The organism is Haloechinothrix alba (assembly GCF_900188115.1).
In the GTDB taxonomy this organism is placed as follows: Bacteria; Actinomycetota; Actinomycetes; order Mycobacteriales; family Pseudonocardiaceae; genus Haloechinothrix; species Haloechinothrix alba.
Genome location: NZ_FZNW01000025.1, coordinates 17,523 through 39,512 on the forward strand (window position 1 = coordinate 17,523; position 21,990 = coordinate 39,512).

Genomic DNA, 21,990 nt, shown 5'->3' on the forward strand with positions numbered 1-21,990 from the left:
TAGTGAAGATACAACACAACGACGCGGGGTGGAGCAGTTCGGTAGCTCGCTGGGCTCATAACCCAGAGGTCGCAGGTTCGAATCCTGTCCCCGCTACCACCACATCGGGCCCCTATCCGGTTTGCCGGGTAGGGGCCCGATGCATGTCGCATGCCCACCGTGCCCGCCGGCTCCCGAGCCGGGCGTCGAGCGGCAGGTCGGGCCCCTGTGCGAGCCCCGACGCCCTGCAGCCCGGGTCCTACGTGGCCGCGCGACAGTCCCACCCGAACAGGTAACAGTCCGCTGCGCACCGGTTTCTATTGTGGACCTGATCAGGGCCACAGTGGACACGAAGCCGTATACGTGGCACTGTAGACACCATGGCCGATATCAATGCCACATCAGCAGCTCTGCTTGGCTTGCTTCACGACGGTCCCGCGACGGGCGGGCAACTGGTGGCGAGTGCTGAGGCAGCGTTCGGGACGTTCTTCAGCGTGACGCGCAGTCAGGTCTACCGGGAGCTCCCGGTGCTCGCCGACGCCGGGCTGGTACGCCTCGGCAAGCGCGGGGCGCGTTCGAGCCAGCAGTACGTGCTCACCGCAGCCGGGAAGAAGGCCTTCAGGCAATGGGTCAACGCGGAGTCCGGGCCGGACCACATCCGCAGTACCCTGATCCTGCGCCTGGTCAACTCCGGGACGGTGACGGACAAGCAACGCGCGGAGCTCATCGAAACCGCTCGTGCGCGTTACAAGGAGGACGCGGCGACGGCGAAGGCGAACGCGCGGGAAGCCGCGGAGGCCGGCGACCCCATCGCCCAAGCGATCGCCGACTTCGGGCACGCGTACGCGCGAGCCGCGCTGAAGCTGGTCGACGCCGTCGAGAACGCGTGACCGGTACCTGAGGCAGGCGTGGCGCGGGCTGCGCGCCACGCCCGGGTACTGTGTGCCCCTTGCAGCCTGCCCGCACGGGTGGCGCGTAACCTGGGGACTTGTGAGCGTGGATGCCGAAACACAGCTGAAGGATCTCTCCAGCACGCTGAGCCAGGTCGAGGCGGTGATGGACCTGGACGCGTTGCGTGCTGAGGTGGCCTCGCTCGAGGAGCAGGCCGCCGATCCGGGCTTGTGGGACGATCCCGACACGGCTCAGCAGATCACGAGCAGGCTCTCGTACCGCCAGGCTGACCTGCGCAAGGTCACCGAGTTGCGGCAGCGCCTCGACGACCTGGCCGTACTCTACGAGCTGGCCGCGGAGGCCGACTCCGCGGAGGAGGCGCGGCAGACCCGTGAGGAGGCCGACGCCGAGCGCGCGCGGCTGGCAGGCGAGATCGACGCGCTCGAGGTGCGCACCCTGCTCTCCGGCGAGTACGACGAGCGCAACGCCGTGGTCAACATCCGTGCGGAGGCAGGCGGGGTCGACGCGGCCGACTGGGCGGAGATGCTGATGCGCATGTACCTGCGGTGGGCCGAGCGGCACGACTACCCCACGGAGGTCTACGACATCTCCTACGCGGAGGAAGCCGGGATCAAGTCGGCGACCTTCAAGGTGAACGCCCCGTACGCCTACGGCACGCTGTCGGTGGAGCAGGGCACGCACCGGCTGGTGCGGATCTCGCCGTTCGACAACCAGAGCAGGCGGCAGACCTCGTTCGCGCACGTCGAGGTGCTCCCCGAGGTGGCGGAGGTCGACCACATCGACGTCCCGGACAAGGACATCAGGGTCGACGTGTACCGCTCATCCGGACCCGGGGGGCAGAGCGTGAACACCACCGACTCCGCGGTGCGCATCACCCACCTGCCGACCGGGGTGGTGGTCTCCTGCCAGAACGAGAAGTCCCAGCTGCAGAACAAGACGGTCGCGCTGCAGGTCCTGCAGGCCAAGCTGCTGCAGCGCAAGAAGCAGGAGGAGCAGGCCGAGCTCGACGCGCTCAAGGACAGCGGCTCGAGCTGGGGTAACCAGATGCGGTCGTACGTGCTGCACCCGTACCAGATGGTCAAGGACCTGCGTACCAACTACGAGGTCGGCAACCCCACTCCCGTGCTGGAGGGCGAGCTCGACGGTTTCCTCGACGCGGGTATCCGGTGGCGCAAGCAGCAGGAGCAGGACCGGGACTGACCCGGCCGGCGGCCGGTTGCCGGCACGCTCCGGAGCGGGGCCGCGCGAGGACTTGCACCCGACACGGGCCGATGCTATGGGGACTTGACACGGTCGGCGGGTAGGATCGCACACCGTGATCCGGATCGAAGATGTCACCAAGGTGTACAAGACCTCGACACGCCCCGCGTTGAACAACGTGTCGTTCGAGGTCGACAAGGGCGAGTTCGTGTTCGTCATCGGCCCGTCCGGATCGGGAAAGTCGACGTTCCTGCGCCTGTTGCTGCGGGAGGAGACGCCCACAAAGGGCAAGATCTATATCTCGAATGTCGATGTGGCGAAGATGCCCCGCCGCAAGGTGCCACGGCTGCGGCAGACCATCGGATGCGTCTTCCAGGACTTCCGGCTGCTGAGTAACAAGACCGTGTTCGAGAACGTCGCCTTCGCCCTCGAGGTGATCGGTAAGCCGGCACACACCATCCGCAAGGTGGTACCCGAGGTGCTCGAGCTGGTCGGTCTGGACGGCAAGTCCGATCGCATGCCCAACGAGCTCTCCGGCGGTGAGCAGCAACGTGTCGCCATCGCTCGGGCCTTCGTCAACCGGCCGCTGATGTTGCTCGCCGATGAGCCGACGGGCAATCTCGATCCCGACACGAGCCAGGACATCATGCTGCTGCTCGAGCGCATCAACCGGACGGGTACGACCGTGCTGATGGCCACGCACGACCACTCGATCGTCGACTCGATGCGCAGGAGGGTGGTCGAGCTCGAGTTCGGCAAGGTGATCCGGGACGACGCGCGAGGAGTGTACGGCGTCGGTAACTGACCAGGAGCCTGTCCCGATCCCCGCCCCCGCAGACCTACCGATCCCCGCCCCCGACTGAAGGACTGTGTCGCCCGATGCGTGCCAGCTTCGTGTTCAGTGAGGTCGTCACCGGTCTCCGCCGGAACGTCACGATGACCATCGCGATGATCCTGACCACCGCGATCTCGCTCGCCATGCTCGGTGGTGGCCTGTTGATCGCGCAGACGGTCGATCTCACCAAGGAGCGGTACCTCGACGACATCGAGGTGTCGATCTTCCTGACCGATGACGTCAGCGCCAACGACGAGAGCTGCACCGAGGACCCGTGTGCCGCGCTGCGGCAGTCCCTCGAGGAGAGCGACGAGGTCGAGACCGTCATCTACCAGAGCAGGGACGAGGCCTACGAGAGCTTCCAGCGGATCTTCGAGGAGCAGCCCGAGCTGGTCGAGCTGGCGCGGCCCGAGGCCTTGCCCGCATCGTTGCGTGTCCGGCTGGTAGACCCGGAGCGTGCCGATGTGATCACCGAAGAGTACGAGGGTGAGGCGGGCATCGCGCAGATCCAGGACCAGGGGGTGTTCCTGGAACGGCTCATCGACGGGCTGAACAGCTTCCGGAACATCACGCTGGTGGGGTCGTTGGCCCTGCTGGCCGCGGCCCTGCTGCTGATCGCCAACATGGTGCAGATCTCGGCGTTCACCAGGCGTACCGAGGTCGGGATCATGCGGCTGGTCGGTGCGACCCGGTGGTACACCCAGCTACCGTTCCTGCTCGAGGCCATGGTCGCCGGGGTGATCGGTGCGATCCTCGCCGCCGGTTCCCTCGTAGGCCTGCAGCTGTTCGTGGTGGACGGGGTGCTGGCCGAGCTTCGCGAGGCCGGCATCATCTCGCTGCCGTCCCTGTTGTACACCGTGCTGATCGTGGCGCCGGTGCTGCTGGTCAGCGCCATGGTGATCTCGGCGGTCACCGGCTACGTCACGCTGCGCATGTACGTACGCCACTAGCCCGAGGTGTATCGGGGGTGCCGGTGACGGCGCTGCGGTGACGGAAATTGCGTGGAACGGACCCGTAGAGTGGAAGCATGCCGAAAGAACGTGGTCGCACGATGATCGTGTCGAACAGGCGCGCCAGGCACGACTTCACCATCCTCGACACCTTCGAGGCGGGAATCGTGCTGCGGGGTACCGAGGTCAAGAGCCTCCGTGCGGGTAAGGCATCGCTGGCGGAGGCCTTCGCCACGGTCGACGACGGTGAAGTGTGGCTCCGTGGCATGCATATCCCGGAGTACGAGCAGGGCACGTGGACCAACCACGAGCCGCGGCGGCACCGCAAGCTGCTGCTGCACAGGGACGAGATCGCCAAGCTGATCGGCAAGACCAAGCAGAGCGGCCTCGCCTTGGTCCCGCTGTCGATGTATTTCTCCGACGGCAAGGCGAAGGTCGAGCTGGCGCTGGCGCAGGGTAAGCGCAAGCACGACAAGCGGCGCGACCTCGCGAGGAAGGACGCGGAGCGGGAGGTCGCCAGGTCCGTCGGCAGGGCGGTCAAGGGCAAGATCTAGGGCTGTCGAACCGTGATGGCTGATGCGGGTCCGGCGACCGACGCCGATGTGGCGGCCTGGGCGAGCTCGCTCGGTGTGCCCGGGCTGGTCGACATGCACACGCACTTCCTGCCCGAGCGGGTCATGCGCAAGGTGTGGGCGTACTTCGACGATGCCGCCGAGCACTACGGCACAGCGTGGCCGATCCACTACCGCCTGCCCGAGGGGGAACGGATCGAGGTGCTGCGCGCGCTCGGGGTACGACATTTCGCCCCGCTCGTCTACCCGCACAAGCCCGGTATGGCGGAGTGGCTGACGAGGTGGGCGCGGGAGTTCGGTACGACCGTCGCCGAGGCCGTGCCGACCGCGACGCTCTACCCGGAGCCGGGAGCCGGTGCGCAGGTGGCCACAGCGCTGCGCGCCGGCGTGCGGTGTTTCAAGGCGCATATCCAGGTAGGCGACTACGACCCGCGCTCGGACCTGCTCGATCAGGCATGGGGGTTGCTGGCCGAGGCCGGTGTCCCTGTCGTCGTGCACTGCGGGCACGGGCCGATCCCCGGTTCGTATACCGGTGTGGAGGTCTTCGGCGAGGTGCTTCGACGGCATCCGCGCCTGGTCGCCGTGCTCGCGCACGCGGGAATGCCCGAGTACGAGGACGCGTTGGCCCTTGTGCGCGAGTATCCGCGTGTGTACCTGGACACCACGATGGTGGGGGTGGAGTTCACCGAGAGTATGGCCCCGTTGCCGCGGGACTGGCCTGCCAGGATCGCAGGCTGCGCGGATCGGGTGGTGCTCGGCACGGACTTCCCGAACATCCCCTACCCCTACGCGACGCAGCTGCGGGCGATCGCGGGCTGGGCGGAGCGGCATCCCGATCTGGGACGTCGGTTCCTGCGTGCGGTACTGCACGACACGCCTGCCGCGTTGCTCGGGGTGCGGTGACGGTACCCCTGTGCCGGGCGGCCGGGAACAATGAGTTTGCCGCAGGCGTTATGCTGGATGGGCAAACGCCGAGAACGAAGGGGGTGAACGGTTTCGACTCTGTTCGTTGAATCAGGGGAAGCGTGCCGGTGCAGGCGAGAGACCACCGTTAAGCGTCGTCGCACATCAATAAGCGCCAACAAACAAGAAGCGCGCCAGGATCAGTTCGCGCTCGCTGCGTGAGCTAGCTTGATCCTTGTCGACCCGGGGATGCCTCCGACCCGGTCGTCGGCATCAGCTAGGAGGACTTACCACTGAGGTTGGTCGCGGACCTGAGTGGGACATCGTACAGCGACTGGGCCCGTCACACCGGCTTGTTCGCGTGACCGGTGGGGCCGAGTAGAGGCACAGCGAACTGCGCACGGAGAAGTCCTGGTGAAGCAGCAGAGGACCCGGGTTCGATTCCCGGCACCTCCACAACGAGAACCGTCAGCACAGGTCCGGGCCTGCGGGAAACCGCAGGCCCGGACCTGTGTCGTGTGCGCGGCGCGGGAGGCCCGTGGACGGCGACCCCGATGCGCACGGGATGACCTCGCCGTGCGGTATGTCGCCTCACCTGCGTGTATGTACACAGGGTATGATCTTCTGACGGTTCCGTAATGTGACGTTCCTCGCTCATTGGCGCAACGAATCGGTAACGGGTGTAGAAAAGATGAGCGCCGATGGTGACGGATCGGGAGGTGTGCGAGTGGCCCCACGTGAGTCGGACCCGCCTGTCTCGGTCGCCGAGTTGCTGCGCCGGGAAGGTCGCCGTTCCGAGCCCGTGCTGCGGCGCGTCGAGCGCAGGCGCGGCGGTCCCGCCGCTGTAGCCGCGAGCGTCACCGTGCTGTGCGGTGCGACCGCGATGGGCATGCTCGCCCTGGCGCCGGAGACGGGGTTGTCGCCCGCGCCGAGCGCGCCGAGCGATTGGGCGCACCCGAACCCGAACCAGGACGATCCCGGCTTGCCGACCACCCTGGGTGCCGGGAGTCACGGGAGCGAGTCGAACGACCCCGGTGCGGGGTCATCGGCGGCGCACGTGGCAGGTAGCGGCGGTGGTGCCCCCGCGGGACACGACACCGGCTCGCTGTCGGGTGTGTTGCCGACCTGGAGCGGCATCACGGGTGAGACCGGCGAGGGGAATGCCGCAGAGAGCACCTCGAGGGGCTCCGCGCCCAGTACGACACCCACCGGGCAACGGGAGCGGTCCGGAAGCGGGACGTCGCGCACGAGCGAGCCCGCGTCGAGTACCGACTCGGCGCCGCGGGAGGAGTCGAGCTCGCCCGAGCAGCCCGAACCGCCCGAGTCATCGGCGGCGCCGTCGAGGTCACGAACGCACGAGTCCGACGCTCCGCAGTCCTCGCGGCCACCGGAGTCGGGCGGGCCGCCGGAGAGCTCGCAGCCGCCGCGGTCCACGCGGCCACCGGAGAGCTCGCAGCCACCTGGATCGAACGAGCCGCCGCGCTCGGGCAACCCGCCGTCCGAGTCCGGTGCTCCGGAGTCGAGCACGCGCTCGGGCGAGCGTGGCGGGCAGGACAACTCGTCCGACCGGGGTGAGCGCGGCCGTTCCGGGAGCAACGGCGCGCGTGGCTGATACCGGGCGAGCTGTGGTGGGCGACACTTCGGTGCATCTCTTTGCATGTACCGGCTCATAGATTAGGCTGAATGGTGTCTGCCGGTCCCCCAGCGGCAGACGGTAGCCCCGGGCTCCGGTTTCCCCCCAGGCCGTCGAGCCCGGGGCCTTTACTTTCCGGGCGTGCCGCCCAGTGGTCTGATGGCGTAGGTGTGCCACTGACGCAGATGCGCCCACCACGGGTTGCTCGACTGTAATGATGGTCACGCGTGCGTGATCCGCACGGCTGGAACTCCAAGCACGGACAGCCGGAACGAGGAGACCACATGATGTTGGCACGGCACGTGAGTACCGACGAGGACCATCGCTGGTCCGCGGAAGGCCGGGAGGTCGAGCGAGCCCGCCAGCAGGATCAGGCGAACAGGGCCGCCATCACGGTGGCCGGACACTCCACCGATGCGGTCGAGTGCAGGGAGCTGCTCGAGATGCTCGGACTCGAACCGGAGTCGGTGCGTCCCGACTCGGCGTCCCCGGCCAACTAGCCGTCCCGGCCGCCGAGCCTGCTCGTGAGTTCGCGCGCCGCGCCGCGTACCGCGGCGGCCAGGGCAGGCCAGGTTTCCGAGCACGCCCGCTTGCCGTCGCACGGGTGGCGGAACGTCATGCTGATCGCGGCGATCGGGTGCGTGGAATGGTCGAACACCGGGCAGGCCACCGACGCGAAGTCGGTGGTGACGAAGCCGTCCTCGACGGCCCAGCCGGTGCGGCATTCCGTGGCCAGCCGCTCGCGCAGCTCGCCGAGGGTGCGTGGGCCACGGCTGGTGCGCAGGACGAACGCGTCGGCGTCCGGGAACAGGGCCCGTACCTGGGGGCGGGAGAGGTACGCGAGGATGGCGCGTCCGGTCGCGGTCAGGTGCGCGGGAAGCCGCACCCCGACATCGGTCACGACCGTCTCCGGATGTGTGGGGCGCTCCTTGACCAGGTAGAGGGACTCGTTGCCGTGTAGCACGCCGAGATGCGCGGTGTGCTGCATGCGGTCGACGAGGGTACGCAGGATCGGGCCCGCGAGCCGCTCGAGTGGCTCGTGCCGCAGGTACGCCGAGCCGAGCTCGAAGGCGGCGATTCCCAGCCCGTAGCGCCGTTCGGCGGGCAGGTGTGTCACGAAACCGGCGCTTTCCAGCTCGTTCAGCAGGTGATACGTGGTCGAGCGGGGCAGGTCCAGGGTCCTGGCCACGGTCGCCGCCGGGACCGGTCCCGCGTGCGAGGCGAGCAGGCGCAACACCGCAAGCCCCCTCCGTAGCGCCGGTATCTCCGAACTCGTGCCCATGGTCGCTCGCTCCCGGCCGGCTGTCTGAAATACCAGACACTATTCTGCTCGCCTCGGGTGAGAAGTGGCAATCGAAGCGGTGCAATAGGGGCATGACTGTCCCGGCTGCCAGCAGCGAGCCCGCCGTCGTGGTGGGGCCCGAGCCACTGACCCCGAAGCAGGTGCACGCGGTCGCACGGCACGATGCTCCCGTCGAGCTCGACGACGCCGCGAAGCGCCGCATCACCACGGCACGCGAGCACGTGGACCGGCTCGCCGCCGGGGCACGCCCGGCTTACGGCATCTCGACCGGGTTCGGCGCCCTTGCGGTGCAGTCGATCCCCCAGGACAAGCGTGCCGACCTGCAACGGTCACTTGTCCGCTCGCACGCGGCCGGGGCAGGCGAGCGCGTGGAGGTCGAGGTGGTCCGCGCGATGATGCTGCTGCGGCTGCGGACGATCGCCACCGGGCGGACCGGCGTCACCCTCGGCACCGCCGAGGCGTTGGCAGGCCTGCTCAACGCGGGGGTGACCCCCGTGGTGCACACCTACGGGTCGCTCGGGTGTTCCGGTGATCTGGCGCCGCTGTCCGCGGTGGCTCTCGCGCTGATCGGGGAGGGCGAGGTGGTCACGTCGTCCGGCCACACGGTCGCGGCCGCCGATGCGCTCGCCTCGGCCGGTATCGCGCCGGTGCGGCTGGCTGAGAAGGAAGGCCTGGCTCTGACCAACGGCACCGAGGGCATGCTCGGCATGCTCGTGCTCGTGCTCGTCGATCTCGGGCGGCTGCTCGACACGGCCGACCTGACTGCGGCGATGAGCGTGGAGGCGTTGCTGGGTACCGACCGGGTCTTCGCGGACGACCTGCAGTTCCTTCGGCCGCACCAGGGGCAGGCCGTGTCGGCGGCCCGGATGAGCGCGCTGCTCGCGGGTTCGGCCATCGTCGCGAGCCACCGCGGGGACGACTGCCCGCGCGTGCAGGACGCCTACTCCCTGCGGTGCGCCCCGCAGGTGCACGGTGCGGCGCGCGACACCCTCGAGCACGCCAGGATGGTCGCGGGCCGCGAGCTCGCCTCCGCGATCGACAACCCGGTTGTCCTCGATGACGGCAGGGTGGAGTCGAACGGCAACTTCCACGGCGCGCCACTCGGCTACGTCCTCGACTTCCTTGCCGTGCCCGTCGCCGACCTCGCGAGCATGGCCGAGCGGCGCACCGACCGGATGCTCGACGTCGCCCGCTCCTCCGGGCTGCCGCCGTTTCTCGCCGACGACCCCGGGGTCGACTCGGGTCACATGATCGCGCAGTACACCCAGGCCGCGCTTGTCTCGGAGCTCAAGCGACTGGCCGTTCCGGCATCCGTGGACTCGGTACCGAGCTCGGCGATGCAGGAGGACCATGTGTCGATGGGGTGGTCGGCGGCACGCAAACTGCGTACCGCCATCGACGGGCTGACGACGGTGCTGGCCGTCGAGTTCCTCACCGCGGCACGCGCGTTGGACCTGCGGTCCCCGCTGCGCCCGGCACCGGCCACCGAGGCGGCGGTGGCCGTGCTGCGTAAGCGGGTTGCCGGTGCCGGACCCGACCGGCACCTCGCGCCGGAGATCGCCGCGGCGGCCGAGGTTGTGCGCGGCGGCGAGGTGCACGAGGCCGTAGCGCCGTACTTACCGCCCGAGTTGTGAACGCGAGCGCGAACGGAGGCCACACGTGACCGAGAGCCGTACGGTACGGGCAGCGCGGGGCAGCACACTGACCGCACGGAACTGGCAGTCCGAGGCTGCCCTGCGGATGCTGCACAACAACCTCGATCCCGAGGTGGCCGAACGTCCCGAGGACCTGGTCGTCTACGGCGGGACCGGGAAGGCGGCACGGGACTGGGCGAGTTTCGACGCGATCAGCGGCCACCTCACCGAGCTGGAGGACGACGAGACCCTGCTCGTGCAGTCGGGTAAGCCGGTCGGCCTGCTGCGCACGCACGAGTGGGCTCCGCGGGTGCTGATCGCCAACGCGAACCTGGTGCCCGACTGGGCGAGCTGGGAGGAGTTCCGGCGGCTGGAGGCCCTCGGCCTGACCATGTACGGGCAGATGACTGCCGGTTCGTGGATCTATATCGGTACGCAGGGGATCCTGCAGGGTACCTACGAGACGTTCGCGGCGGTCGCCGACAAGCGGTTCGGCGGCTCGCTCGCAGGTACGTTGACCCTCACGGCCGGGCTCGGCGGCATGGGAGGTGCCCAGCCGCTCGCGGTCACCATGAACGGGGGAGTGGCGCTGGTCGTGGAGTGCGATGCGGCGCGGGCGCGGCGCAGGCTCGACACCGGCTACCTCGACCGGCTCGCTACCGACCTCGACGACGCCGTTCGCCGCGTCGACCAGGCACGGCGGGCCCGGCAGGCACTGTCGGTCGGTGTGCTCGGCAACGCGGCCGAGGTGGTACCGGAGCTGCTCAGGAGGGGAGTGGAGGTGGACATCGTCACCGACCAGACTTCGGCGCACGACCCGCTCGCCTACCTGCCTGCCGGGGTCGACGTGGCCGAGTGGGCAGGCTACGCGCGCGCCAAGCCGGAGGAGTTCACCGAGCGCGCCCGCGAGTCGATGGCCGCGCACGTGGCAGGCATGGTCGGTTTCCTCGACGGCGGGGCCGAGGTGTTCGACTACGGCAACTCGCTGCGCGGCGAGGCCCGGCTCGGTGGCTTCGAGCGTGCGTTCGCCTACCCGGGGTTCGTGCCCGCGTACCTGCGCCCGCTGTTCTGCGAGGGTAAGGGACCGTTCCGCTGGGTTGCGCTGTCCGGCGACCCCGCCGACATCGCCGCGACCGACCGGGCTGTGCTCGAGCTCTTCGGCGACCAGCCCGGGTTGGCCCGGTGGATCGCGATGGCCGGTGAGCGAGTCGCCTTCCAGGGACTTCCCGCGCGGATCTGCTGGTTGGGCTACGGCGAGCGGCACCGTGCGGGGTTGCGGTTCAACGAGATGATCGCTTCGGGGGAGCTGTCGGCTCCGGTAGCCATCGGCCGGGATCACCTCGACTGCGGGTCGGTCGCCTCGCCGTACCGCGAGACGGAGTGCATGGCGGACGGGTCCGACGCGATCGCGGACTGGCCGTTGCTCAACGCGCTCGTCAACTCGGCGTCCGGGGCGAGTTGGGTATCCCTGCATCACGGCGGTGGCGTCGGGATGGGGCGGTCGATCCATGCCGGGCAGGTCTGTGTGGCGGACGGCAGTGAGCTCGCCGCGCGTAAGCTCGAGCGCGTGCTGTCGAACGATCCGGGCATGGGCGTGATCCGGCACTGCGACGCAGGCTACGAGCGCGCCGAGCGCACAGCTGCCGAGCGCGATGTCCGTATCCCGATGCGAGGCGACCATGCCGCCGGGTAGTGCTGAAAGACGCTTTCAGTCCATTCAGCGGAGCGAAAGACGCACAGAGTCCGTGCAGTGGACGGAAAGCGTCATTCAGCGCACCCTCAAGGGGATCGAGGGGATCGGTGGGGACCGCCTGCGTGGTGGGTACTCGCGGCACGTGTTCACCAGCAGTGAGCTCGAGCTGCGGGAGTGGTTCCGTGCCGAGGCCGCCGCGCGCGATCTCGACCTCGAGCAGGACGGCAACGGCAACCTGTGGGCGTGGTGGCCCGGCCCGAGCCGCCCCAGGCAGGCCGCAGTGGTCACCGGGAGCCATCTCGACTCGGTGCCGGGCGGAGGGGCGTTCGACGGCCCGCTCGGCGTGATCTCGGCGCTGTGCGCGGTGGACCGCCTGCGCGCGTGCGGTTTCCGGCCCGCACGGCCGGTGGCCGTCGTGGTCTTCGCCGAGGAGGAAGGCGGCCGATTCGGCCTGCCGTGTCTCGGCTCGCGGCTGATGACCGGCGCCGTCGACCCGGCCCGCGCCTTGCGGTTGCGCGACGCGGACGGGTACACGTTCGCCGAGGTCGCCGAGCACCGCGGCGTGCCACCGCGGTTCATCGGCCCCGATCCCGAGCGCCTCGCGCGCATCGGCACCTTTGTCGAGCTGCACGTCGAGCAGGGACGCTGCCTCGCCGACCTGGACGAGCCTGTCGCGGTGGCCTCGACCATCGACCCGCACGGTCGCTGGCGGCTGAGCTTCACCGGTGTGGGCGACCACGCGGGTACGGCTGTGCTCGACGACCGGCGGGACCCCATGGTTCCCGCCGCGCGGGCTGTGCTGGCCGCACGTGCCGCCGCGCGCGAAGCCCGGGCCGACCAGGCGCGGGCAACCGTCGGGCGCGTCACCGCCTACCCGGGAGGAACCAATGTCGTCCCGTCCAGGGTCGACGTGTGGCTGGACGCGCGCGCGGCAGCCGAGCCCGCTGCACGCGCCGTGGCGACCGAAGTGGAGGCCGCCGCGCGTGCCGCTGCCGAGGAGGAGGGCTGCGCGGTCGAGGTGCGTGAGGAATCCTGGAGCGAGACCACCCGGTTCGACCCGGCGCTGCGGGCCGGCATGCGTGCGGTCCTCGGGGATGTACCGGTCCTGGCCACCGGTGCCGGGCACGACGCGGGCGTGCTCGCCGCGCACGTACCTGCCGGGATGCTGTACGTGCGCAACCCGACCGGCATATCGCATGCTCCGGACGAGCATGCCGAACCGGCCGACTGCGCGGAAGGTGTCGCGGCGCTGGCCCGGGTGATCGCCGAGCAGGCGGCGTGCGGTGAAGGTGGTGGGTGACAGGCGTGAGCCAGACGTACTGGTGTGAGCACGCGTGGCTGCCGGACGGTCCGGCGCCCGCTGTCGCGCTCACGGTGGAGGGGGGCAGGATCAGCGCGGTCACGCGGGACGCGCCGCGGGCGGGAACCGTGCTGACCGGCCTCGTCGTCCCCGGTTTCGCCAATGTCCACTCGCACGCGTTCCACCGCGCGTTGCGAGGCAGGACGCACGGAGGGGGCGGGACCTTCTGGACCTGGCGGGACCGGATGTACCGGCTGGTCGAACGCCTCGATCCGGACACCTGCTACCGCATCGCCAGGGCCGTGTTCACCGAGATGCTGCTTGCCGGGTACACCTCGGTCGGCGAGTTCCACTACGTGCACCACGACCGTGACGGAAGGCGGTACGCCGATCAGCACGCGATGGCGCACGCACTGGTGAGCGCGGCGGGTGAGGTGGGGATCAAGCTGACAGTACTGGACACCTGCTACCTCACCGGAGGCGTCCGCGGCGAGCGGCTCGACCCTGTCCAGTACCGCTTCTCCGACGGAGACGCCGAAGCCTGGGCGGCTCGGGCCGCCGCGTTCGAACCCGGTGCCGGGCACGTGCGCGTCGGTGCCGCGGTGCATTCCGTCCGCGCCGTACCGGCCGAGCACATCCCGGTGGTGGTCGCGTGGTCGCGGGAGCGGGGAGCCCCGCTGCACGCGCACGTCTCGGAGCAGCGCGCGGAGAACGAGGCGTGCCAGGCCGCCTACGGGCGCAGTCCCGTGCAGCTGCTCGCCGAGGCCGGTGCGCTGGACGAGCGGTTCGTCGCGGTACACGCCACGCACGCCTCTGCGCTGGATGCCACCTGGCTCGGCTCGTCCGGCTCCTGGGTGTGCCTGTGCCCGACAACGGAGCAGGACCTCGGTGACGGTACCGGCCCCGCATGGGAGCTGGCCGATGCCGGGGCGCGGTTGAGTGTGGGCAGCGACTCGCAAGCGGTCGTGGACCCGTTCGCCGAGCTGCGCTCGATCGAGATGGCAGAGCGCATCGGAAGGCGGTCCCGCGGGCACTTCACCCCGGCCGAGCTGATCGGGGCGGGCTCGGCGCACGCGGCGATCGGGTGGCCGGACACCGGTCGCCTCGTGCAGGGCGCGCGGGCGGACCTGGTGCGCGTGACACTGGACTCGCCGCGTACGGCGGGGAGTGAGCCCGCCGGTGTGCCGCTGTGCGCCTCCGCGAGCGACGTCCGCGACGTGCTGGTCGACGGGCGGTGGCAGGTAAGGGAGGGCGAGCACCTGCGCGTTACGGATCCGGCCGCGCGCCTCGCAGCGGCCGTCCAGGAGGTGACGGCGTGATGGCCCGATTGATAACCGGAATCGGCGAGCTGACCACGAACGAGCCGGAGCTGGGCACGTTGCGCTCGGCCGCGGTGGTGCTCGACGACGACCGCGTCGACTGGGTCGGCCCCGCGCACCGTGCCGGGCCCGCCGACGAGCGGGTGGACGTCGGGGGCCGGGCGGTGCTGCCCGGCTGGGTCGACTCGCACACCCACCTGGTGTTCGCGGGCGACCGCACCGCGGAGTTCGAGGCGCGTATGGCGGGCGAGCCGTACTCCGCGGGCGGCATCGCCGTGACCGTGGACGCGACGCGGCGCGCGCCGGACGACGTCCTTGCCGGCAACCTGGCACGGCTGGCGCACGAGGCGCGGATGCAGGGCACCACGTACCTCGAGACCAAGACAGGGTACGGACTGACGGTCACCGACGAGCTGCGGTCCGCCCGGGTCGCGGCCCGGGTGGCCGACGAGGTCACCTTCCTCGGCGCGCACATCGTTCCCGGTGAGTGCGCGGCCGATGAGTACCTCGACACCGTGACCGGCCCGATGCTCGACGCGGTGGCCGAGCACGTGAGCTGGGTCGATGCCTTCTGCGATACCGGTGCCTTCGACGAGGAGCAGTCCGAGCGGGTGCTGCGGGCCGCCGCCGACCGTGGCCTCGGTGTGCGGGTACACGGTAACCAGCTCGGTCCCGGACCGGGGGTGCGGCTCGCCGTGCGGTGCCGCGCCGCCAGCGTGGATCACTGCAGCTACCTGGACGAGGCCGATGTGGCGGCGCTGGCCGACAGCTGGAGCGGCGCGGCGACGGGCACGGTTGCCACCGTGCTGCCTGCCTGCGACCTGTCGACACGGGGACCGCTGGCCCCGGCCCGCGCACTGCTGGATGCCGGTGCCGTCGTGGCACTGGCCACCAACGCCAACCCGGGAAGCTCCTACACGACCTCGATGGCGTACTGCGTGGCGACCGCGGTGCTGCAGATGGGGCTGACGGTTCCCGAGGCGGTGTGGGCGGCGACCCGGGGCGGGGCCAAGGCACTGCGTGCCGACAGCGGGGAGGGCGCCGTCGGCGTGCTACGCGAGGGGGCTCGTGCGGACGTGCACGTGCTCGACGCACCGTCGGTGACGCATCTGGCCTACCGGCCGGGGGTGCCGTTGACGTGGGCCGTCTGGTGCAAGGGCGTCCGGCTGCGCTGAGGTGTGCGGGAGAGCCGCGGCGGCAGGCCATAATGGCTGGATGGCTACGCGACCACAACGCAGCTACGCGGGGCGTTCGGCTGCCGAGCGCAGCGCCGAGCGGCGCGAGCGGCTGATGGCGGCCGGGCTCGAGCTGTTCGGCACCGAGGGGTACGCGGCGAGCTCGATCGAGAAGTTGTGTAGCACGGCCGGTGTGTCCACCCGGAACTTCTACGAGGAGTTCGGCAGCAGGGAAGCGCTGCTGATGCGGCTGCACGACCGGGTTATCGAGCGCGCGATGGATGCGGTGGTGCAGGCCCTGGCAGGGGCGGAGGACCGCCCGTTGCGCGAGCGGGTCGAGCGCGGGATGCGCGCCTACATCACCACCACCGCCGAGGACCCGCGCTGGGCCCGGCTGTCCTACGTCGAGCTCGTCGGGATCAGCGACGCCGTGGAACGGCACCGGTTGGACTGGCGGGCGCGCTGGGTCGAGTTCCTCGACGCCGAGTCGCGGCGTGCGGTCGCGCGGGGCGAGGCCGCCGACCGCGATTTCCAGCTGGGTGCGGTTGCCCTGATCGGCGGGGTCAACGAGCTGGTGTATCACTGGTCGACCGGTGCGGTGGCCGGGTCCCTCGACGACGTCATCGACGAGCTCGTCCGCCTGACGACCGCACTGGTGACCGCATCCTGACCGGGCTCCCGGCTGGTTGCCTGCCGCCTATTCCCTTCCGCGTACGATCGTCGGTTCGAAGCCGTCGTCGGTGTCGCCGTCCGGCGGTTCGCGGCGGGGCCGCGGGATCGCGCTCGTTCGCTGTTCGGTGGTCTCCCTGCTGGTCCCCCGTCCGGCTTCCGGGCCTCGTCGCCGCTCGCGAGGCGCCGCGGATGTAGCGTGCCGACCCGTGCCTGCGCTGCTGCCCATCAGACACTCCCTCCTGTCCGACCCCGGCGCGGGCGCCACCGTGCCCCCGGGACATCCGTGATATCTCATTTCGGGAGTGTGTGTTACGTCACTGCGTCTACTTTCCCCGATCGGACGATTCGCCGCGGGGCGTTCAGCCGGCAGGGGGCAGCAGCACGACACCGTCGTCATCGGCACAGAGGTGGTCGCCGGGGTGGAACGTGACTCCTCCGAACCCGACGGGGATGTCCACGGCGCCCGCGCCGTCCTTGCTGCTCTTGCGCGGGTTCGTACCGAGTGCCTTGATGCCGATGGGCAGGTCGGCCAGTACGGGACTGTCCCGCACCGCCCCGTGCAGCACGAGCCCGCACCAACCGTTGTCCACGGCCGACTGCGCGATGAGGTCCCCGGTCAGCGCGGTGTGCAGCGAGCCGCCGCCGTCGACGACGAGGACGCACCCGTCTCCGGGGGTGCGCAGCAGCTCGCGCAGCAGTCCGTTGTCCTGATGGCAGGACACCGTGCGTACGGATCCGGAGAATGCCCGGTACTTGCCGAACTGGTGGAACTGGGTGTCGCACACGCGCAGCGCGGTGCCGTGCTCGTCGACAAGATCGGCGGTGCTGAAGGATTCACTCACATGCCTGAGAGTATCAAGGGGGGCTCCTGCGGCCGCGGTCTCGCCGGTGCCCCGGGCGCGGCCGTGCCGCCCTGATCGGCTAGTCGCCGAACGGGTCGCCGGTGTGCCCGAGGAGGTCGGCGATCGAGTCGAGCACCATGTTCGGCCGGTACGGGTAGCACTCCGCCGAGTCCTTGGTGGCGATCCCGGTGAGCACCAGGATCGTGCGCAGCCCCGACTCGATCCCGGCGTGCACGTCGGTGTCCATCCGGTCGCCGATCATCACGGTGTCCTCCGAGTGCGCGCCGAGCACACTCAACGCGGACCGCATCATCAGCGGGTTCGGTTTGCCGACGTAATAGGGCTGCTTTCCGGTCGCCCGCTCGATGAGCGCGGCGACCGACCCGGTCGCCGGAAGCGCCCCCTCCAGGCTGGGTGCCGTCGCGTCCGGGTTGGTGGCGATGAAGCGCGCCCCCGCGTTGATCAGCCTGATCGCCTTGGTGATCGCGCTGAAGCTGTACGTGCGGGTCTCCCCGAGCACCACGTAGTCGGGAGAGCGCTCGGTGAGCACGTAGCCTGCCTGGTGCAGGGCGGTGGTCAGCCCGGCCTCGCCGATGACGAAGGCCGTGCCGTTCGGCCGTTGCCAGCTCAGGAACTTCGCGGTCGCCAGCGCGGAGGTCCAGATGGCGCCCTCCGGAACGTCCAGGCCGGACGCCAGCAGCCGCGCCCGCAGGTCACGGGGCGTGTAGATCGAGTTGTTCGTCAGTACGAGGAACGGCCGCCCGTCCGCGCGCAGCTCGGCGAGGAACTCGTCGGCCCCCGCGACCATGTGCTCCTCGTGTACGAGCACCCCGTCCATGTCCGTGAGGTAGTTCCACGCCTGAGTGTTCATGCCACGAGCCTAGTGCGCCGCGGCCATCGGGTCAGGTGCCGCCAGGCGGGCAGCGGTGGCCGTCGCGTCGTCGGCGGCCTCCTGGGCGCGGCGCTCGGCGTGTACCCGCTCGGTGTAGAAGGTGACCTCCTGGTGCACCCGTTCGCTGTCCCAGCCGAGCAGCCGCCCCATGAGCGAGGCGACCTCGGGGCGGCTGTCAGCCCCCGGCCCGCGTCCTCGATGGAGACGCGGGTGCGCCTGGTGAGCACATCCTCGAGGTGAAGCGCGCCGTCGTGGGTGACGGCGTAGTGGATCTCCGCCATCCGGTAGCCCTCCGCGCCGGGAACCTGCGCGGCGAGGTCGGGGTGTTCGGCGATGAGCGCGAGCACCTCGCCGGCGTGGGAGCCGTACCGGCCGAGCAGGTGTTCGACGAGGCCGGCGGGTACCTGGAAGCGCCGCGCCACCGCGTCCCTGTGCTGCCACATCTCGTGATAGCCCACCGCGCCGACGAGCGGCAACTTGTCCGTCAGGGAGGGCGAGACGGCACGCCCGAGCCCGGCGGCCGCGTGGTCCACCGCGTCGGCGGCCATGACCCGGGAGGTGGTGTACGTCCCGCCCGCGACCACGGTCAGCCCGGGGACCGGCTCGGCGACGGCGTGCTCACGGGACAGCCGCGCCGTGTCGTCGCCGGTACCGGCGAGCAGGGGCCGTAGCCCGGCGTAGATGCCCTCGACGTTCGCGTGGCTGAGCGGCTCGCGCAGCACCGCGTTGACCCGCCCGAGCAGGTAGTCCAGGTCGGCCCCGGAAGCGGCGGGATGCACCTTGTCGTGGTCCCATTCGGTGTCGGTCGTGCCGATGATCCAGTGCCGTTCCCACGGGATCACGAACAACACGCTCTTCTCCGTGCGCAGGATCAGCCCGGTGGCCAGGTCGATACGCTCACGTGGCACGAGGATGTGCACGCCCTTGGAGGAGCGTACCGAGAACGGGCCGTCGGTTCCGGCGGCACGATGCATCTCGTCGGTCCACACCCCGGTCGCGTTGATCACGCGCTTGGCGCGGGTGACGATCTCCCGGCCGGACTCGAGGTCGCGAACCACGGCACCGGTCACCGTTCCGGACTCGTGCACGAAGCGTTCGACGCGGGTCCGGGCGAGCGCGACCGCCCCGTGCTGCGCGGCGGTGCGCGCGATCGTCATCGTGTGCCGCGCGTCGTCGGGCCCTGCTGCCTCTCAGCCGTCCACATCGACCCAGTCGAGGGTGCGCGAGACGGCCTTCTTCCAGCGGGCGTGCTCGCTCTCCCTGCGGTCGGAGTCCCAGGTGGGCTGCCAGCGCTTGTCCTCCTGCCAGTTCTCCACGAGCTCGTCGGTGCTGCGCCAGAACCCGACGGCGAGCCCGGCCGCGTAGGCCGCGCCCAGCGCGGTCGTCTCCGCGACAACGGGCCGGTACACGGGCACGCCCAGCACGTCCGCCTGCATCTGCATGCACAGCTCGTTCGCGGTGACCCCGCCGTCCGCCCGCAGCACGTCGAGAGTGACCCCGGAGTCGGCCTGCATCGCGTCGACGACGTCGCGCGTCTGGAAGCAGATCGACTCGAGCGTCGCCCGCGCGATGTGCGCGTTCGTGCTGTATCGCGACAGGCCGACGATGGCCCCACGGGCGTCGGAACGCCAGTACGGCGCGAACAGGCCCGAGAACGCGGGGACGAAGTAGACACCACCGTTGTCGGAGACCTGTCCTGCCAGTGCCTCGCTCTGCGCCGCTCCGGAGATGATGCCGAGCTGGTCGCGCAGCCACTGCACGGCGGAGCCGGTGACCGCGATCGAGCCTTCCAGCGCGTAGACCGGCTTGTGCTCCCCGAACTGGTAGCAGATCGTGGTCAGCAACCCGTGCTCGGACCGTACGATCTCATTGCCGGTGTTGAGCAACAGGAAGTTGCCGGTGCCGTAGGTGTTCTTCGCCTCCCCCGGTTTGAAACACACCTGACCGACGGTGGCGGCCTGCTGGTCACCGAGGACCCCGGTGAGTGGTACCTCACCGCCGAACGGCCCGTCGGCGCGCGTGGTTCCGTAGAACTCCGGGTTCGATGACGGGAGTATGAACGGCAACATCTTCCGTGGGACGTCGAAAAAGGACAGGAGTTCGTCGTCCCAGTCCCATGTCTCGAGATCCATGAGCATGGTACGGCTCGCGTTGGTGGCGTCGGTGGCGTGGACGCCGCCGTCCGTGCCCCCTGTGAGGTTCCACAGCAGCCAGGTGTCGATCGTCCCGAAGATCGCCTCGCCCTTCTCGGCGTCCGCGCGGACGCCCTCGACGTTGTCGAGGATCCACTTCAGCTTTCCCCCGGCGAAGTACGTCGCCGGAGGCAGGCCGGATCGCTGCCGGACGACCTCGGCTCGACCGTCGCGGTGCAGCGCATTGGCGATCTTGTCGGTTCTGGTGTCCTGCCAGACGATCGCGTTGCAGTACGTACGCCCGGTCCTGCGGTTCCACACCACGGTGGTCTCCCGCTGGTTGGTGATGCCGACCGCTGCGAGGTCGCCGGCACCGAGGTCGGCCTTGTTCATCGCTGTGGTGATGACCGAACGGGTGCGCTCCCAGATCTCGGTGGGGTTGTGTTCCACCCAGCCGGCACGCGGCAGGATCTGTTCGTGCTCCAGCTGGTGGCGGACGATCTCGTTACCGCCGTGGTCGAACACCATGAAGCGGGTGCTTGTGGTGCCCTGGTCGATCGATCCGATGAACTCGCTCATCATGGTCCTTTCGAAGAACGTGCTGGCCGGGCGTCTGGCCGGCTCCGGTTGAACCGGAGCCCGAGCTGTGCGTGCGGCTTCCGAGCGTGTCAGAACAGTACCTGGGACAGCAGCCCGGCGAGGTCTCCTCCGACGAGGGGTCCGAGTAACGGTACCCAGGAGTAGGCTCAGTCCGAGCTCCTGCGGGTGGCCTATGGAGCTGCGGCGACCGGGTCGGGGGAGGAACCGGAGCCGACAGCGACCGCGGCGGGTGCGGTGTTGCGTTGCACCGGCAGCAGCGCGTGCGCGATCCGGGGTCCCAGGTCGCGCGCGGGGTTGATGGCGTAGCCCGTCGGTCCTCCCAGCGAGGCGCCGATGCCCACGACCAGCAGGGCCACAGCGGCAGGTCGGAGCCCGGTGCCGGAGAGGTGAGCCGGCGCTGCGGCCTGCCGCTTGCCACCTACTTCTCCGCGCCGCGCATCAGCTGGAAGCTGGAGAGCTCACCGGGCCTGCGTGAGCGTGCCGAGAACGGGGAGGTGCTGTTCGGCACGATGGAAAGCTGGTTGATCTGGAACCTCACGGGCGGCTCGGACGGCGGGATCCACGTCACGGACGTGACCAATGCCAGCCGGACGCTGCTGATGAACCTCGACACCCTTGACTGGGACGACGAGTTGCTGTCGTTCTTCGGCATCCCGCGTTCGGTGTTGCCCGGCATCCGGTCATAGTCCGAAGTGTACGGAAAGACCACGCGGGTGGTGCCGGACCTCCCGATCGCTGCCGCCCTCGGTGACCAGCAGGCCGCGCTGTTCGGGCAGACCTGCTTCTCGGCAGGCGACGCGAAGTGTACCTACGGCACGGGTAGCTTCCTGCTGATGGACACCGGGGACGAGCCGGTGCGGTCCACACACGGCCTGCTGACCACGGTCGGGTTCAAGATAGGAACGGAACCTGCCAGGTATGCCCTTGAAGGCCCGATCGCGGTCACCGGCTCACTTGTGCAGTGGTTCCGGGACAGTCTCGGGCTGATCAATACAGCGGCGGAGATCGAGACGCTGGCCCGGACGGTCGATGACAACGGGGGTTGCTACATCATCCCGGCGTTCTCCGGGCTGTTCGCGCCGCACTGGCACAGCGAGGCGCGCGGCATCATCGTCGGGTTGACCTCCTACATCACCAAGGGACATCTCGCGCGCGCCGTTCTGGAGGCAACCGGCTGGCAGACACGGGAAGTCGTGGATGCCATGAACGCCGACTCCGATCTGACGCTGAACACGTTCAAGGTGGACGGGGGGATGACGTCCGACCACCTGCTCATGCAGTTCGTCGCGGACGTGCTCGGTGTTCCTGTGACGCGCCCCATGGTGGCCGAGACCGTCTCGCTCGGTGCTCGGGTTGTGGAGGGGTCGGGTGTCTGTGTGTGGTCGGCGTGTCGTTGCGGGGTGGTCGAACGTGTGTGCGATATGCTGGTGGTGTGTCGGAGTTC

Annotated in this window: 20 protein-coding genes, 1 tRNA gene, 1 other RNA gene and 2 pseudogenes; 17 read left to right on the forward strand and 7 right to left on the reverse strand. The window is 69.7% G+C overall.

The features are described from left to right. Positions 1-22: 22 nt before the first annotated feature. The 10 genes from CHB84_RS19665 (at position 23) to CHB84_RS19710 (ending at position 7,484) form a co-directional block, all read left to right on the forward strand. A tRNA-Met gene (locus CHB84_RS19665) sits at positions 23-99 on the forward strand. A 260-nt stretch (positions 100-359) separates the two neighbouring features. Then, positions 360-869 (forward strand): PadR family transcriptional regulator, encoded by a 510-nt coding sequence (locus CHB84_RS19670; protein WP_176440047.1) that lies wholly within the window; start codon positions 360-362, stop codon positions 867-869. Between the two features lie 100 nt (positions 870-969). After that, positions 970-2,091 (forward strand): peptide chain release factor 2, encoded by a 1,122-nt coding sequence (prfB, locus tag CHB84_RS19675; protein WP_089303145.1) that lies wholly within the window; start codon positions 970-972, stop codon positions 2,089-2,091. A 115-nt stretch (positions 2,092-2,206) separates the two neighbouring features. Then, positions 2,207-2,896, forward strand: coding sequence for a cell division ATP-binding protein FtsE (ftsE, locus tag CHB84_RS19680; protein WP_089303146.1), 690 nt, complete (start codon positions 2,207-2,209; stop codon positions 2,894-2,896). Positions 2,897-2,970: 74 nt separating this feature from the next. After that, positions 2,971-3,876: a permease-like cell division protein FtsX gene (gene ftsX / locus CHB84_RS19685; protein ID WP_089303147.1), complete on the forward strand. Its 906-nt coding sequence runs from the start codon at positions 2,971-2,973 to the stop codon at positions 3,874-3,876. Positions 3,877-3,953: 77 nt separating this feature from the next. Further along, positions 3,954-4,430 (forward strand): SsrA-binding protein SmpB, encoded by a 477-nt coding sequence (smpB, locus tag CHB84_RS19690; RefSeq protein ID WP_089303148.1) that lies wholly within the window; start codon positions 3,954-3,956, stop codon positions 4,428-4,430. Between the two features lie 15 nt (positions 4,431-4,445). Next, positions 4,446-5,351 (forward strand): amidohydrolase family protein, encoded by a 906-nt coding sequence (locus CHB84_RS19695; RefSeq protein ID WP_089303149.1) that lies wholly within the window; start codon positions 4,446-4,448, stop codon positions 5,349-5,351. A 79-nt stretch (positions 5,352-5,430) separates the two neighbouring features. Then, positions 5,431-5,810, forward strand: a transfer-messenger RNA (tmRNA) gene (gene ssrA / locus CHB84_RS19700). A 268-nt stretch (positions 5,811-6,078) separates the two neighbouring features. Beyond that, a complete protein-coding gene (locus CHB84_RS22515; RefSeq protein ID WP_141134744.1) occupies positions 6,079-6,963 on the forward strand; it encodes a hypothetical protein in 885 nt (294 codons plus the stop codon). A 305-nt stretch (positions 6,964-7,268) separates the two neighbouring features. After that, positions 7,269-7,484: a hypothetical protein gene (locus CHB84_RS19710; protein WP_089303151.1), complete on the forward strand. Its 216-nt coding sequence runs from the start codon at positions 7,269-7,271 to the stop codon at positions 7,482-7,484. Here CHB84_RS19710 and CHB84_RS19715 read toward each other — a convergent pair. Next, positions 7,481-8,266 carry an IclR family transcriptional regulator gene (locus tag CHB84_RS19715; protein WP_089303152.1) on the reverse strand — a complete coding sequence of 262 codons (786 nt, stop codon included), beginning with the start codon at positions 8,264-8,266 and terminating at the stop codon, positions 7,481-7,483. The genes CHB84_RS19710 and CHB84_RS19715 overlap by 4 nt on opposite strands. Positions 8,267-8,358: 92 nt before the next feature. Between CHB84_RS19715 and hutH the strand changes: the two genes are divergently transcribed. From hutH to CHB84_RS19745, 6 genes are read left to right on the forward strand one after another with little or no spacing between them, the layout of a single operon-like run. Beyond that, a complete protein-coding gene (gene hutH, locus CHB84_RS19720) occupies positions 8,359-9,921 on the forward strand; it encodes a histidine ammonia-lyase (RefSeq protein ID WP_089303153.1) in 1,563 nt (520 codons plus the stop codon). A gap of 25 nt (positions 9,922-9,946) precedes the next feature. After that, positions 9,947-11,614 (forward strand): urocanate hydratase, encoded by a 1,668-nt coding sequence (gene hutU / locus CHB84_RS19725; protein WP_089303154.1) that lies wholly within the window; start codon positions 9,947-9,949, stop codon positions 11,612-11,614. Between the two features lie 52 nt (positions 11,615-11,666). Then, positions 11,667-12,914: an allantoate amidohydrolase gene (locus CHB84_RS19730; protein WP_245818857.1), complete on the forward strand. Its 1,248-nt coding sequence runs from the start codon at positions 11,667-11,669 to the stop codon at positions 12,912-12,914. After that, positions 12,911-14,233, forward strand: a complete 1,323-nt coding sequence (locus CHB84_RS19735) for a formimidoylglutamate deiminase (protein ID WP_089303156.1) — start codon at positions 12,911-12,913, stop codon at positions 14,231-14,233. The genes CHB84_RS19730 and CHB84_RS19735 overlap by 4 nt, the downstream gene beginning before the upstream one ends. Further along, positions 14,233-15,408 carry an imidazolonepropionase gene (hutI, locus tag CHB84_RS19740; protein ID WP_089303157.1) on the forward strand — a complete coding sequence of 392 codons (1,176 nt, stop codon included), beginning with the start codon at positions 14,233-14,235 and terminating at the stop codon, positions 15,406-15,408. The genes CHB84_RS19735 and hutI overlap by 1 nt, the downstream gene beginning before the upstream one ends. Before the next feature lie 40 nt (positions 15,409-15,448). Continuing rightward, positions 15,449-16,078 (forward strand): TetR/AcrR family transcriptional regulator, encoded by a 630-nt coding sequence (locus tag CHB84_RS19745; protein ID WP_089303158.1) that lies wholly within the window; start codon positions 15,449-15,451, stop codon positions 16,076-16,078. A 27-nt stretch (positions 16,079-16,105) separates the two neighbouring features. On the opposite strand, the gene CHB84_RS19750 is transcribed toward CHB84_RS19745, so the two are convergent. From CHB84_RS19750 to CHB84_RS19775, 6 genes and pseudogenes are all read right to left on the reverse strand, one after another. Next, positions 16,106-16,306, reverse strand: coding sequence for a hypothetical protein (locus CHB84_RS19750; protein WP_089303159.1), 201 nt, complete (start codon positions 16,304-16,306; stop codon positions 16,106-16,108). Positions 16,307-16,439: 133 nt separating this feature from the next. Then, positions 16,440-16,922 carry a ribonuclease E activity regulator RraA gene (gene rraA / locus CHB84_RS19755; RefSeq protein WP_089303160.1) on the reverse strand — a complete coding sequence of 161 codons (483 nt, stop codon included), beginning with the start codon at positions 16,920-16,922 and terminating at the stop codon, positions 16,440-16,442. A gap of 79 nt (positions 16,923-17,001) precedes the next feature. Continuing rightward, positions 17,002-17,793, reverse strand: a complete 792-nt coding sequence (locus tag CHB84_RS19760) for an HAD-IIA family hydrolase (RefSeq protein ID WP_089303161.1) — start codon at positions 17,791-17,793, stop codon at positions 17,002-17,004. Beyond that, on the reverse strand, positions 17,790-18,971 hold the full coding sequence (locus CHB84_RS19765) for a glycerol-3-phosphate dehydrogenase/oxidase (protein WP_245818858.1): 1,182 nt from the start codon (positions 18,969-18,971) through the stop codon (positions 17,790-17,792). The genes CHB84_RS19760 and CHB84_RS19765 overlap by 4 nt, the downstream gene beginning before the upstream one ends. Before the next feature lie 33 nt (positions 18,972-19,004). Further along, positions 19,005-20,525 (reverse strand): glycerol kinase GlpK, encoded by a 1,521-nt coding sequence (glpK, locus tag CHB84_RS19770; RefSeq protein WP_089303162.1) that lies wholly within the window; start codon positions 20,523-20,525, stop codon positions 19,005-19,007. 89 nt (positions 20,526-20,614) lie between these two features. Beyond that, positions 20,615-20,911, reverse strand: a pseudogene (locus CHB84_RS19775) (aquaporin); the annotation flags it as partial. A 3-nt stretch (positions 20,912-20,914) separates the two neighbouring features. Here CHB84_RS19775 and CHB84_RS19780 point away from each other — a divergent pair. Further along, a pseudogene (locus tag CHB84_RS19780) lies at positions 20,915-21,990 on the forward strand (FGGY family carbohydrate kinase); the annotation flags it as partial.

Coding starts and splice junctions, on each gene's coding strand:
- CHB84_RS19670 (WP_176440047.1), top strand. CDS start 360: ATGGCCGATATCAATGCCACATCAGCAGCTCTGCTTGGCTTGCTTCAC.
- ftsX (WP_089303147.1), top strand. CDS start 2,971: ATGCGTGCCAGCTTCGTGTTCAGTGAGGTCGTCACCGGTCTCCGCCGG.
- smpB (WP_089303148.1), top strand. CDS start 3,954: ATGCCGAAAGAACGTGGTCGCACGATGATCGTGTCGAACAGGCGCGCC.
- CHB84_RS19695 (WP_089303149.1), top strand. CDS start 4,446: ATGGCTGATGCGGGTCCGGCGACCGACGCCGATGTGGCGGCCTGGGCG.
- CHB84_RS19710 (WP_089303151.1), top strand. CDS start 7,269: ATGATGTTGGCACGGCACGTGAGTACCGACGAGGACCATCGCTGGTCC.
- CHB84_RS19715 (WP_089303152.1), bottom strand. CDS start 8,266: ATGGGCACGAGTTCGGAGATACCGGCGCTACGGAGGGGGCTTGCGGTG.
- hutH (WP_089303153.1), top strand. CDS start 8,359: ATGACTGTCCCGGCTGCCAGCAGCGAGCCCGCCGTCGTGGTGGGGCCC.
- hutI (WP_089303157.1), top strand. CDS start 14,233: ATGGCCCGATTGATAACCGGAATCGGCGAGCTGACCACGAACGAGCCG.
- CHB84_RS19745 (WP_089303158.1), top strand. CDS start 15,449: ATGGCTACGCGACCACAACGCAGCTACGCGGGGCGTTCGGCTGCCGAG.
- CHB84_RS19750 (WP_089303159.1), bottom strand. CDS start 16,306: ATGGGCAGCAGCGCAGGCACGGGTCGGCACGCTACATCCGCGGCGCCT.
- CHB84_RS19760 (WP_089303161.1), bottom strand. CDS start 17,793: ATGAACACTCAGGCGTGGAACTACCTCACGGACATGGACGGGGTGCTC.
- CHB84_RS19765 (WP_245818858.1), bottom strand. CDS start 18,971: ATGACGATCGCGCGCACCGCCGCGCAGCACGGGGCGGTCGCGCTCGCC.
- glpK (WP_089303162.1), bottom strand. CDS start 20,525: ATGAGCGAGTTCATCGGATCGATCGACCAGGGCACCACAAGCACCCGC.